This window comes from Hydrogenophaga palleronii (genome assembly GCF_031457455.1).
Lineage (GTDB): Bacteria > Pseudomonadota > Gammaproteobacteria > Burkholderiales > Burkholderiaceae_C > Hydrogenophaga > Hydrogenophaga palleronii_A.
In genome coordinates this window covers 384,809-397,876 of sequence record NZ_JAVDWU010000002.1, presented here as the reverse complement: position 1 = coordinate 397,876, position 13,068 = coordinate 384,809, and the positions used below count along the sequence as shown (strand labels likewise).

The window sequence follows — 13,068 nt, the reverse complement described above, 5'->3', positions numbered from 1 at the left end:
CCGTGCTGCGCACTCCGAGGCCGTGCGCCCTCGGAACGGCCGAGGGTTTGAGGCAGGATGTCTCATGGTGTCTGCCCCAGCATTTCCCGCACCTTCTGCACCAGTTCCTTCGTGGAAAACGGCTTGGTCATGTAGGCGTTGGCGCCCAGGGCCAGGCCTTTTGCCACATCCGTGTCGCGTCCCTTGGCGGTGAGCATGAGAATGGGGGTGTCCCGCAAGGTTTCGCTGGCGCGCACCTCGTGGCAGACATCGAAGCCCGTCTTGATCGGCATCATCACGTCGAGCAGCACCAGTGCCGGGCGCTCACGTTCGATGGCGTCGATGGCCTCCTGGCCGTCCCTGGCCACCACCACTTCATAGCCCTCGCGCTTCATCAGGAACTCCAGCGAGATCAGGATGTTGGGCTCGTCATCTGCAATCAGGATCTTCTGGCTCATATCTCACTGCTCCGGTTCATGGGTTCATCTTGTTCGTCAGGGGCTTCGCGATGCCAGGGGAGAAAAAACCCGAAACAGGCACCCTGCCCGACCTCCGAGCGCAGCCACATGCGACCGCCAAAGTACGCCACGATCTGTCGGCTGATCGGCAAGCCGAGACCCGTGCCACCGGGGCGGTAATGCTCGTCCCCTTCCACCTGCCGGAATTTCTCGAACACCATGCCTTGCTGGTCGTCTGGAATGCCCGGCCCGTTGTCCTGTACCTCCACCGTGATGCCCTCTTGATCTTCGCTCAAGGTCAGCACCACTTGGCCACCGCCTCGGGGTGCGTACTTGGCCGCATTCGACAGCAGGTTCAAAACCACCTGGGTGATGCGGTCGGCGTCGACCCGAAGGGTGCGCACCTTGTCGGGCAGGCGCATGTTGAGTGTGATGCCCCTTTCCCGGTAGAACTCTGCCATGCTGCCAAAGGCCTTGGCCAGCAGGTCGCGCATGTCCACATCGGTAGGGTGCCAGTCGGCATGGCCCGCTTCCAGCTTGGCCATGTCGAGCACCTGGTTCACAAGTCGGCTGAGGCGCTCGGCCTCGGTCACGATGATGTCGAGAAACTTCTGGCGCTGCGCAAGCGGCATATTGTCATCATCACGCATGAGTTCGGACAATGCCCTGATCGACGTCAAGGGCGTGCGCAACTCGTGGGTGACCGACGACATGAAGTCGTCCTTCATGCGGTCCAGGCTCTTGAGCTTCTGGTTGGCCTTTCGAAGCTCGGAGGTGGCCCGTTCCAGCGAGCGGGATTTGTCTTCCAGTGCATGTGAATAAGCGCGCAGGTGGGAGGCTTCTTCCAGAATGCGCATGACGTCGTCGAGGTCGAGCGCCTCCTCCTCCACCACCGAGGCCACCATCACGCGCGCAGACGCACTGCCAATGGCTCCCGCGAGCTGGGTTTCCACGAACTGCACCAGCCGGGCATCGGCCGAGATGTCCTCGATGCGGGCCACACCCACGCGGCGGGCATAGTCCTCAAAGAGCCGCTGTGCAGGTTCCGCCCCCAGGAAGCGTCCCACCAGGGGCAGCAAGGCCGAGACCTGTGCCTTGCCTTGCCAGAACACCGGATGAGACGCCGCCGTGCGGTGGAACACGTCAACGAACAACAAAGCCTGGCTCGTTTCAACCGCGGTGGGCGAACGCCACAGAGACAGCCCGGCGTATGCAGCGATGTTGGCCAGCAGGCTCCAGAACAGGGAATGCGTGAGGTTGTCCAGGCCGGTCAAGCCCAGAAAGGCCTCGGGCTTGAGCAGCTCGACGCCCAGCAAGCCTTGATCAAGAAAAGCCGAAGGCAACCACCCCGACTTGGCCAGCGAAGGCAGCATCAAGGTGTACGCCCAGAACGCGAAACCCACCATCAGGCCAGCCAGTGCGCCGCGCCGGGTGCCGCCTTTCCAGTACATGCCACCCAGCATGGCCGGTGCAAACTGAGCCACCGCCGCAAAACTGATCAGGCCGATGCTGACCAGGGCATACGCCTCGCCGGCGAGGTGAAAGTAGAGGTAGCCAAGCAGCAGGATGCCCAGGATGGCCAGGCGCCGGATCCCCAGCAGCAAGCCGGTCAGGTCGCCACTGGCGCGGGCACCAAACCGCCGCATGCGCAGCAGGATGGGCATCACCAGATCATTGCAGACCATGGTGGACACGGCAATCGCCTCCACGATCACCATGCCGGTGGCGGCCGACAGCCCGCCCACGAAGACGAACAAGGCCAGCCAACCGTAGCCCTGCGACAAGGGCAGAGACAACACGAAGGTCTCGGGGTCCATGACCCCAGGCCCAAAATGCAGCAGACCACCAATCGCGATCGGCAGGACGAACAGATTGATCAGAAACAGGTACAGAGGGAAAGCCCACACAGCCCGGCGAAGGTGCTGCTCATCCACGTTTTCCACCACCATCACCTGAAACTGGCGCGGCAGGAAGATCACGGACAGCATCGCCAGCAAGGTCAGGCCCAGCCACTGGGCGTAAGCAAATGGCTGCCCTTGTCCGAACTGCAGAAGCTCGCGAAGTGCAGGCACGGCGCGGGCCTGCTCGAACAAAGCCGCCGGGCTTGAGAACAGCCAGAAGCTGACGAACAGCCCCACCGCCATGAATGCCATCAGCTTCACCACAGACTCGAAGGCGATGGCGGCCACCATGCCTTCATGTCGTTCGGTGCTGTCGAGGTGCCGCGCACCGAACACGATCGTGAACCCGGCCAGCGCCAGCGCCACATACAAGGTGCTGTCGCTCCACCATTGCGTGCTCTGTACGGCCGGCTGGCCCAGTGGCGATGTGAGCACCGCATAGCCGCTGGCAATGGCCTTCAACTGCAGGGCAATGTAGGGCACGATGCCCACCACGGTGATGAGCGTGACCAGACCGGCCAGCGTGGGACTTTTGCCGTAGCGGCTCGCGATGAAATCGGCGATGGAGGTGATGCGGTAGGTCTTGGCAATGCGAATCATCTTTCGCACCACCATCCAGGCCATGATCATCGCCAGCATGGGTCCCAGATAGATCGGCAGAAACCACACCCCGGAATTGGCCGCTCTGCCCACGCTGCCGAAATAGGTCCATGCGGTGCAATAAACCGCCATGGACAAGGCATAGACCCAGGGGCTAGCGATGACGGATCGCCCTTGCGCCGCGCGCCAATCGCCCCAGTAAGCCACCGCGAACAGCACCAGCAGGTACGCGAATGAAACCCCGATGACCAGTGACCCGGACAGCATGCTCAGCGGGCTTTGGCGTCAAGGCGCTGGATGACCCCGTGTCGGCGCCCCGCGCGAACTGGACAGCAACGGGTGCGCCGACCAGCCCAGGCGGCCCCACAGGCACGCATGCCAAATGGTGACGGGATTCTGAGATGTGCAGGGATGTGCATGGCCATCTCTGAACTCAATCACCGCGCGTTGCGGCGGTCGCCCGCTTTTCGCGCCAGGCACTGCGCTCCATCACCCAGGCCAGCGCAGCGATCAGCAGCGCCCACACCACGAACAACGCCAGGGGAAACAGTGGCAGACCGAACACGACCGTGTCGTGTTCCCAAAGGGCCAACAATGGGAAATTGAACAGCGCCCAGCCTGCCAGAAACAGGGCCACCAGCCGTTGTGCGTCCAGGCCTTGAAACATGTGTGTCTCCTCATTCGACAGGTCCCGGTACATTGCCGTCGCCCTGCCCGTTCATTGTGCCCCAGGCACTGACCCAGCGCTTACGCAGGCGGACACAAAAAAGGCGAGGTCATGACCTCGCCTTTTCGCTGGATCGTCAGTCCTGCCTGGTCATCAATCCGCGTCTTTGGCCGTTGACGCCAGCAGTTGCCAGGTGTCCACCACCGAGTCCGGATTGAGCGAGATCGAGCTGATGCCTTCATCGCGCAGCCATTGGGCAAAGTCCGGGTGGTCGCTGGGTCCCTGGCCGCAGATGCCCACGTACTTGCCGGCAGCCTTGCAGGCACCGATGGCCATCGTCAACAAGGCCTTCACAGCGGGGTCGCGTTCATCAAAATCATGCGCCAGCAGTTCCAGCCCCGAATCGCGGTCCAGCCCCAGCGTGAGTTGGGTGAGGTCGTTCGAACCGATGGAGAAACCATCGAAGTACTGCAGAAAGTCCTTGGCCAGCACCGCGTTGCTGGGGATCTCACACATCATGATGACCTTGAGGTCGTTCTCGCCACGCTTGAGGCCTTTCTCGGCCAGCAACCCTGTCACGCGTTCGGCCTGCGCCAGCGTGCGCACGAAAGGCACCATCACCTGCACGTTGCTCAGGCCCATGTCTTCACGCACGCGCTTGAGTGCCTCGCACTCCATGGCAAAGGCTTCGCGGAAGTCTTCGCTGATATAGCGCGCTGCGCCACGGAAACCCAGCATCGGGTTCTCTTCATCGGGCTCGTAGCGCGAGCCACCGACCAGTTTGCGGTATTCGTTGCTCTTGAAGTCCGACAGGCGAACGATGACCGGCTTCGGCCAGAACGCGGCGGCAATGGTGGCCACACCTTCCGCGACCTTGTCGACGTAGAAAGCACGGGGCGATGCGTGCCCACGGGCCACGGATTCGACGGCTTTCTTCAGGTCGGCATCGATCTGAGGGTAGTCCAGGATCGCCTTGGGATGCACGCCGATGTTGTTGTTGATGATGAATTCCAGACGCGCCAGGCCCACACCGCCATTGGGCATCTGGGCGAAATCGAAGGCGAGCTGGGGATTGCCCACGTTCATCATGATCTTCACATCCAGCGGGGGCATTTCGCCGCGCTGCACCTCGGTGATCTCGGTTTCCAGCAGGCCGTCGTAAATGTGGCCGGTGTCGCCCTCTGCACAGCTCACTGTCACCAGCGTGCCGTCCTTGAGGGTGTCTGTGGCATCACCGCAGCCCACCACCGCAGGAATACCCAGTTCGCGCGCAATGATGGCCGCGTGGCAGGTGCGCCCGCCGCGGTTGGTCACGATGGCGCTGGCGCGCTTCATCACCGGCTCCCAGTTCGGGTCGGTCATGTCGGTCACCAGCACGTCGCCAGGCTGCACCTTGTCCATCTCGCTGATGTTGTGCACCAGGCGCACCGGACCGGTGCCCACCTTCTGGCCAATGGCACGACCGGACGCCAGAACCGCACCTTTGCCCTTGAGCTTGTAGCGCACCTCGGTCTTGCCCGCGCTCTGGCTCTTCACGGTCTCGGGGCGTGCCTGCAGGATGTAGATCTGGCCGTCGGTGCCGTCCTTGCCCCACTCGATGTCCATCGGACGGCCGTAGTGCTGCTCGATCACCAGGGCGTACTTCGCCAGTTGCTCCACGTCGGCGTCGGTCAGGCTGTAGCGGTTGCGCTGCTCCACTGGCACGTCGACAGTCTTCACCAGCTTGCCCTTCAGCGGACCGTCTGCGGCCTTCTCCTCGGCCGTGCTGAACACCATCTGGATCAGCTTGGACCCCAGGTTGCGGCGGATCAGCGCGCGCTTGCCGGCCTTGAGCATGGGCTTGTGCACGTAGAACTCGTCAGGGTTTACAGCGCCCTGCACCACGGTTTCGCCCAGGCCATAGCTGGAGGTGATGAAGACCACATCTTCAAAGCCGGATTCGGTGTCAATGGTGAACATCACGCCAGCGGCGCCGGTGTCGGAGCGCACCATGCGCTGAACGCCTGCGGACAACGCCACGTCTGCATGGGCGAAGCCTTTGTGCACGCGGTAGCTGATGGCGCGGTCGTTGTACAGCGAGGCGAACACCTCCTTCATCTTGTGCAGCACTTCGTCAATGCCGTGCACGTTCAGAAAGGTTTCCTGCTGGCCAGCGAACGAAGCATCGGGCAGATCTTCGGCGGTGGCCGATGAACGAACGGCGAAAGTCGCCTGGTGGTTGTCGCCCACCAGGGTCGTGAACGCGTCGCGGATGGCTTTTTCCAGGTCGGCAGGGAATGGCTGGTTTTCCACCATGGCGCGAATCTCGGCACCGGCCTCGGCCAGGGCGCGCACGTCTTCGGTGTCCAGTGCATCAAGCCGCGCATTGATGCGATCGGTCAGGCCGTCATACTTGAGAAACTCCCGGAACGCATGGGCCGTGGTGGCGAACCCCGTGGGTACTTTCACGCCGCTGGGGAGCTGGGAAATCATCTCGCCGAGGCTGGCATTTTTGCCACCGACGGTTTCGACGTCGCTCATCCGCAAATGCTCGAAAGGCACGACCAGATCGGTCGGGGAAAACAGGGACATGGATAGACTCCGCTCAAGTTAAAAAACCGGGGGCTCCATGCGCGAGGCTCATGACCTGTGGTTGTGTTGTGGGTCGGGCGCCGGGCAACGGGGCGGAAATCGAGGCAGGCAGAACCGGGATAATGGGTTCGAGCCAAGCCGCTGATTGTAGTGGGCAGGCCCATTTCAAAAGCCTGACGGATGGGTGCGCTGTAAAAAAACACAGCCCAGCCCAACGTCCCTTGTCACCTGACCCGGTCAGAGCCACAACATGTCCAACAGAACGGTCTATTTCATTTCCGATGGCACCGGCATCACCGCCGAGACCTTTGGCAACGCCCTGCTGGCCCAGTTCGAAACCTCGGTTCGTCGGGTGCGCCTGCCGTTTCTGGACAGTGTGGACAAGGCGCACCAGGCGGTGCGGCAAATCAATCACACCGCTGCGGTGGAGGGCAAACGCCCGCTGGTGTTCACCACGGTGGTGAACATGGACGTGCTCTCGGTGTTCACCAACCACTGCCAGGGCATGATGCTGGACATGTTCGGCACCTTCGTCGAACCCATGGAGCAGGAACTGGGTCTCAAGTCGAATCACCGCGTCGGCCGGTTTTCGGATGCCTCCAAGAGCAAGGCGTACAACGATCGCATTGAGGCCATCAACTTTTCACTGGCCCACGATGACGGCCAGAGTCACCGCGACCTGGAAGGATCCGACGTGATTCTCGTGGGCGTGAGCCGCAGCGGAAAGACGCCCACCTCGCTCTACCTGGCCATGCAGTACGGGCTCAAGGCGTCCAACTACCCCCTCATCCCGGAAGACTTCGAGCGCCGCAAACTGCCACCCGCCCTGGCACCGCACAAGAAAAAGATCTTTGGCCTGACGATCGCGCCCGAGCGCCTGAGCGAAATCCGCAACGAACGCCGGCCCAATTCGCGCTACGCCAACCTGGACAACTGCCGCATGGAAGTGAGCGAGGCAGAGGGCATGATGCGCCGCGAAGGGATTCGCTGGTTGTCGACCACCACCAAGTCGATCGAAGAAATCGCCACCACGATCCTTCAGGAAATTCGGCCGGAGCGGCTGGAGTATTGACTCCCCCCTGCGCCGCTCACGCGGCTTCCCCCCAGAGGGGGGACGCACCTTTAGGCCCGGCAAAGCCGGTTCCTCGGGTGCCCTGGTCTGAGGCACTTCTTTCCACGCGGGATGGACGTTCCCGCAGTTCGCTCACACAGAGGTGCTCAGCTGCTTTGTTTCTTCTTGGGGCCCAGCCCATGGGCCTGACGGCTGAGCGCAAACGAAGCAAACAGTTTGCACCACAAGGTCACACCCGCAACAGCGATCCAGTCGTCTGATGCCAGCGCCTGGAAGCCGAGCACGGCCACCAACAGGCAGACCATCACGGCCCCTCCCACCAGATTGATCGCCATCTCGTAGGGGGCGTACTTTTCCACATTGGGCGGCGGCACGCCCTTTTTCAGCGCAACCTCGGAGTAGTCCCGCTTCACGAGAATGCGGTAGGCGCGTCGCAGCCAGAAAAAAGCCACCGGAAACAACGCAAGCAAAAAGATCCAGTTCAGGATGAAAACACTGGGCAAAGGCATTCGATCGGTCCTTGGGAAAACAGTTTTCAGTCAACGTCGATGAACAGACTCTGCAAAGCCCGCGTCAATCACGGCTTTGCAGAACCCACGCAATGGGCAACATCCATGGCGCGATTGTGCGCCTGGAGCACCAGAAACAACACGGCCCCGCCGGCGAACCGACGGGGCCGTGTTCAGCATAGCGCCGGCGTCGCCGCCAGCGTCAGCAGTCTCAGACCTTACTTAGTGGCCGCCAGTGGCCACGCCAGCGCCCTTGGGCACGCGGACCGACTCCACCAGCTCCTGGATGTGCTTCGGTGCAGGTGCCGTGATCTTGTTCACCAGGAAGGCCACCACAAAGTTGGTAATGGCACCCACGGTACCGAAGGCTTCGGGCGTGATGGTGAAGAAGCCGTTCACGCCACCCACCATCTCCACATAGGCAGTGCCCGGGATGAAGAAGATGCCCTTGTGAGCGAACACATAGAACAGGGTCACGAACAGGCCCGCCAGCATGCCGGCAACAGCACCCTTGTCGCTCATGGTGCGGCTGAAAATGCCCATCATCAACGCGGGGAAGATGGTGGAAGCCGCAATACCGAACGCCAGAGCCACCGTACCCGCCGCGAAGCCGGGCGGGTTCAAGCCCAGCCAGCCCGCCACAAAGATGGCCACCGCCATGGCGATCTTGCCGGCCATGAGCTCGCCCTTTTCGCTGATGTCAGGCTTGATGGCGCCCTTGATCAGGTCGTGCGAAATGGCAGACGAAATGGCCAGCAGCAGACCAGCAGCGGTGGACAGCGCAGCGGCCAGGCCACCAGCAGCCACCAGCGCGATCACCCAGTTGGGCAGCAGCGCAATTTCCGGGTTCGCCAGCACGATGATGTCGGCGTTCACGGTCAGCTCGTTGCCCTTCCAGCCAGCCGCTTCGGCCTTGCCTTTGGCGACTTCGTTTTTGGTCTTGTCGTTGTAGTACTGGATACGGCCATCGCCGTTCTTGTCTTCCCACTTCAGCAGGCCGGTGCGCTCCCAGCGCTTCATCCAGTCAGGACGCTGTTCGTAGACCAGGCTGTTTTCGGTGGCATACACGTCTGCATTGGCCTTGACCGCCTCCGGGTTCACACCCAGGCGACCGTCGGCGTCACTCACCAGACCCACAGCGGAGTTCACCGTGCCATGCAGGTTCAACTTGGCCATCGCGCCAACAGCAGGCGCCGTGGTGTACAGCAGTGCAATGAACACCAGTGCCCAGCCAGCGGATGCGCGTGCATCGGCCACTTTGGGCACGGTGAAGAAGCGCACGATCACGTGGGGCAGACCAGCGGTACCGATCATCAGTGAGATCGTGTAGAACATCATGTTCAGCGTGGAACCCGCAGCAGTGGTGGTGTACTGGCCAAAGCCCAGGTCGGTCACCACCTGGTCCAGCTTGGTCAGCAGCGACACATCGGTACCAGCGATGGAAGAGCCCAGGCCCAGTTGTGGCAGGAAGTTACCGGTCAGGTTCAACGAGATGAAGAAGGCCGGCACCAGGTAGGCCAGGATCAGCACGATGTACTGCGCCACCTGTGTGTAGGTGATGCCCTTCATGCCACCGAACACGGCGTAAGCAAACACGATCGCCATACCGATGTAGATGCCCTGATCGCTGGTCACGCCCAGGAAGCGAGCGAAGGTCACGCCCACGCCGGTCATCTGGCCGATGATGTAGGTGAGCGAAGCCACCAGCAGACACAACACGGCGACGTTGCGGGCTCCCTTGGAGTAGAAGCGGTCACCGATGAACTCCGGCACAGTGAACTTGCCGAACTTGCGCAGGTACGGTGCCAGCAGCATGGCCAGCAGCACGTAGCCGCCGGTCCAGCCCATCAGGAACACGGCGCCGCCGTAGCCCATGTTGGAGATCAGGCCGGCCATGGAGATGAAAGACGCGGCCGACATCCAGTCGGCTGCGGTGGCCATGCCGTTGGTCACGGGATGCACGCCGCCGCCGGCCACATAAAACTCGGAGGTGCTGCCAGCGCGGGCCCACACGGCGATGCCGATGTAGATCGCGAAGGTGAAGCCCACCACCACGTAGGTCAGGGTTTGAAGGTCCATTTTTATTCCTCTTGATCAGTCTTCTTGCATGCCGAACTTGCGGTCGATCTGGCCCATCTTGTGCGCGTACCAGAAGATCAGCGCGATGAACACGTAAATGGAGCCTTGCTGTGCAAACCAGAAACCCAGCGGGTAGCCGCCGAGACTGATGTTGTTGAGCAAGGGGGCAAACAGAATGCCGGCTCCATAAGAGACCAGGGCCCAGATGACCAGAACCTTGGTCAACAGCCCCAGCGTTGCAGACCAATAGGCCTTTGCGTTGCTATCGCTACTCATGAAAGATGTCTCCTCGATGGAAGGTTGTCCCACGAACCGGTGTTCAAACTGGTTCGACTTGCACGACATGAACACACGGTTCGTGCCACTACGGGGCCAATGTCGTGAGACTGGCTTACGCGAAAATTGCGTGACAGCCCTATTGAGGCGACATCAAGGGTAATCACCTAAGACCCCGCAGAAAACCTGACGCCAAGCTTTCAAAGTGATAGCAAGCTTGGCGTAAGAAACAAAAAAAGCGACCAAGGAGGTCGCTCTTTTTTTTATGCCCGCCAGCGGGCCCCTGATGAAGGACGAGGTTTCAGGCGGCCACTTCTATTGGCTCCATCACAGGCTGTCGAATCAGGTAATCAAAGGCACTCAAGGCTGCCTTCGACCCCTCGCCGGCTGCGATCACGATCTGCTTGTAGGGCACCGTTGTGCAGTCGCCCGCTGCGAACACGCCGGGCACATTGGTGTGTCCCTTGGCATCCACCACGATCTCGCCGAAGCGGCTGAGTTCAATCGTTCCCTTGAGAAACTCCGTGTTGGGCACGAGCCCGATCTGCACGAACACACCTTCAAGTTCAATGTGATGCACACCACCGCTGACGCGGTCCTTGTACGACAGGCCATTGACCTTGCCGTCGGCGCCTGTGATCTCGGTGGTCTGGGCATTCACATGAACGGTCACATTGGGCAGGCTCTTGAGCTTGCTCACCAGCACCGCATCGGCCTTGAGTTCGTCTGCAAACTCGATCAAGGTGACGTGCTGCACGATACCGGCCAGATCGATCGCGGCCTCAACGCCCGAATTGCCACCGCCGATGACCGACACACGCTTGCCTTTGAACAAGGGACCATCGCAGTGCGGGCAGTACGCCACGCCCTTGTTTTTGTATTCCTGTTCGCCAGGCACGTTCACGTTGCGCCAGCGTGCACCAGTGGACAGAATCACGCTGCGCGCCTGCAACACCCCACCGTTGGCCATCTGCACCTGCACCAGACCACCCGGCTCCTCAGCAGGAATCAGCTTGTCTGCGCGCTGCAGGTTCATGATGTCCACCTCGTAGTGGCGCACCTGGGCTTCGAGGGCCGCAGCAAATTTGGGCCCGTCGGTTTCCAGCACGGAGATGTAATTCTCGATCGCCATGGTGTCGTTCACCTGACCACCAAATCGTTCGGCCGCCACACCCACCCGGATGCCCTTGCGAGCAGCGTACACCGCAGCCGCGGCGCCTGCGGGGCCGCCGCCCACGATCAGCACGTCAAACGGGTCTTTGGCATTGAGCTTCGCGGCATCGCGATCGCCAGCGTTGGTGTCGAGCTTGGCGACGATTTCCTCCACCGTCATGCGACCGGAACCAAAGACCTGCCCGTTCAGGAACACCATGGGCACGGCCATGATCTCGCGCTCGGTCACTTCCTTCTGGAAGGCGCCACCTTCGATCACCACCGTCTTCACCTGGGGATTGAAGATGGCCATGAGCGACAAGGCCTGCACCACGTCCGGGCAGTTGTGGCAGGTCAGGGACATGTAGACCTCAAAATCGAAATCACCGTCCAGCGCCTTGATCGAATCGATCACGTCAGCCTCCACCTTGGGCGGGTGGCCACCGGTCCATAGCAGGGCCAGCACCAGCGAAGTGAACTCGTGCCCCAGCGGCAAGCCGGCAAAGCGCACGCCAGTGCTTTCCCCGGATCGCGCGACCACGAACGACGGTTTGCGACTGTCATTGCCCGAGGTGTCCAGGGTCACCTTGTCGGAAAGGCTGACGATGTCCTCCAACAGGCCGCGCATCTCCACCCCGGTGGCACTCTCGTCCAGTGAGGCAATGAGGTGAATGGGCTGGCGCAGCATGCCAAGGTAGGTCTGAAGCTGCGATTTGAGGGTGGCGTCAAGCATGGCGGACTCCTGAAGAATGAAACGGGTGAGCACTGAAGGGTTCAGTGCCGCTGTTGGATGGGCCTATGAACAAGCCCATCGGGCAGCGGAACTGCCAATCAAGGGAGCGGTTCCGGAGCGAGCTGCTCCATTCCAGAGATACCGTGGAACCGGCTTTGCCGGGCCACTGGTATCGCCCCCTTGAGGGGGTGACGCGCCGCAGGCGCGGCGTGGGGGCGGGCTTAAATTTTCCCGACCAGGTCCAGCGAAGGGGTCAGGGTCTTCTCGCCTTCGTTCCATTTGGCAGGGCAGACCTGGCCAGGGTTCTTGGCCACGTACTGAGCGGCCTTGAGCTTGCGCAAGGTTTCCTTCACGTCACGGGCGATGGCGTTGTCGTGCACTTCCATCGTCTTGATTTCGCCTTCCGGGTTGATGATGAAGGTGCCGCGCAGCGCCAGACCCTCTTCTTCAATGTGCACACCAAAGCCACGGGTCAGTTGGTGGGTGGGGTCGCCCACCAGCGGGAACTGGGCCTTGCCCACGGCGGGCGAGGTTTCGTGCCACACCTTGTGGGAGAAGTGGGTGTCGGTGGTCACGATGTAGACCTCGGCACCGGCCTTCTGGAATTCGGCGTAGTTGTCGGCGGCATCTTCCACTTCGGTGGGGCAGTTGAAGGTGAACGCGGCGGGCATGAAGATCAGCACCGACCACTTGCCTTGCAGGTCCTTGTCGCTCACTTCGATGAACTTGCCTTGCTTGAAAGCCTGGGCCTTGAACGGCTGAACTTTGGTGTTGATCAGAGAAATGGGGTTGATCATGGTCATGGTGTTTCCTGGATGGAGGGTTGAAAGAGAGGGAGGGAATCGTCAGATGCGACCCTCGAATCATAGTAGACAACTATCAAATCAACGAATTGATAGTTGCTATGAAGTGCATAGCTTTTGTTGCCATGCAGCATTCAAGAACAATCGTAATGGTTTTCGTTATTGGCTGAAGCCGCAACGACGGCTCGCATGGTTCGATGGGCTGAGGCCTCTCAAGTCTGGATCTTCATGAGAAGATGAGTTTCAGTATAGAACTCATTCTCATTTG

Annotated in this window: 10 protein-coding genes; 1 reads left to right on the top strand and 9 read right to left on the bottom strand. The window is 61.0% G+C overall.

The features are described from left to right. Positions 1 to 62 precede the first annotated feature (62 nt). From J2W49_RS06425 to ppsA, 4 genes are all read right to left on the bottom strand, one after another. A complete protein-coding gene (locus J2W49_RS06425; protein WP_310313140.1) occupies positions 63 to 437 on the bottom strand; it encodes a response regulator transcription factor in 375 nt (124 codons plus the stop codon). After that, a complete protein-coding gene (locus J2W49_RS06420; protein ID WP_310313137.1) occupies positions 434 to 3,205 on the bottom strand; it encodes an ATP-binding protein in 2,772 nt (923 codons plus the stop codon). The genes J2W49_RS06425 and J2W49_RS06420 overlap by 4 nt, the downstream gene beginning before the upstream one ends. A 166-nt stretch (positions 3,206 to 3,371) precedes the next feature. Continuing rightward, positions 3,372 to 3,605, bottom strand: coding sequence for a hypothetical protein (locus J2W49_RS06415; protein WP_310313135.1), 234 nt, complete (start codon positions 3,603 to 3,605; stop codon positions 3,372 to 3,374). 153 nt (positions 3,606 to 3,758) lie between these two features. Then, entirely contained in the window at positions 3,759 to 6,176 is a 2,418-nt protein-coding gene (gene ppsA / locus J2W49_RS06410) for a phosphoenolpyruvate synthase (RefSeq protein ID WP_310313131.1), read from the bottom strand. 250 nt (positions 6,177 to 6,426) lie between these two features. Between ppsA and ppsR the strand changes: the two genes are divergently transcribed. Continuing rightward, entirely contained in the window at positions 6,427 to 7,248 is an 822-nt protein-coding gene (gene ppsR, locus J2W49_RS06405; RefSeq protein WP_310313128.1) for a posphoenolpyruvate synthetase regulatory kinase/phosphorylase PpsR, read from the top strand. A gap of 146 nt (positions 7,249 to 7,394) precedes the next feature. Here the strand turns inward: ppsR and J2W49_RS06400 are convergent, their stop codons facing one another. The 5 genes from J2W49_RS06400 to ahpC form a co-directional block, all read right to left on the bottom strand. Next, entirely contained in the window at positions 7,395 to 7,757 is a 363-nt protein-coding gene (locus tag J2W49_RS06400; RefSeq protein ID WP_310313125.1) for a hypothetical protein, read from the bottom strand. A 222-nt stretch (positions 7,758 to 7,979) separates the two neighbouring features. Then, positions 7,980 to 9,836 carry a sodium:solute symporter family protein gene (locus J2W49_RS06395; protein ID WP_310313122.1) on the bottom strand — a complete coding sequence of 619 codons (1,857 nt, stop codon included), beginning with the start codon at positions 9,834 to 9,836 and terminating at the stop codon, positions 7,980 to 7,982. Positions 9,837 to 9,851: 15 nt separating this feature from the next. Beyond that, positions 9,852 to 10,112 (bottom strand): DUF4212 domain-containing protein, encoded by a 261-nt coding sequence (locus tag J2W49_RS06390; RefSeq protein WP_304913187.1) that lies wholly within the window; start codon positions 10,110 to 10,112, stop codon positions 9,852 to 9,854. A gap of 301 nt (positions 10,113 to 10,413) precedes the next feature. Then, on the bottom strand, positions 10,414 to 11,997 hold the full coding sequence (ahpF, locus tag J2W49_RS06385) for an alkyl hydroperoxide reductase subunit F (protein ID WP_310313119.1): 1,584 nt from the start codon (positions 11,995 to 11,997) through the stop codon (positions 10,414 to 10,416). A 221-nt stretch (positions 11,998 to 12,218) separates the two neighbouring features. Then, positions 12,219 to 12,782, bottom strand: coding sequence for an alkyl hydroperoxide reductase subunit C (gene ahpC / locus J2W49_RS06380; RefSeq protein ID WP_310313809.1), 564 nt, complete (start codon positions 12,780 to 12,782; stop codon positions 12,219 to 12,221). Between the last annotated feature and the right edge of the window lie 286 nt (positions 12,783 to 13,068).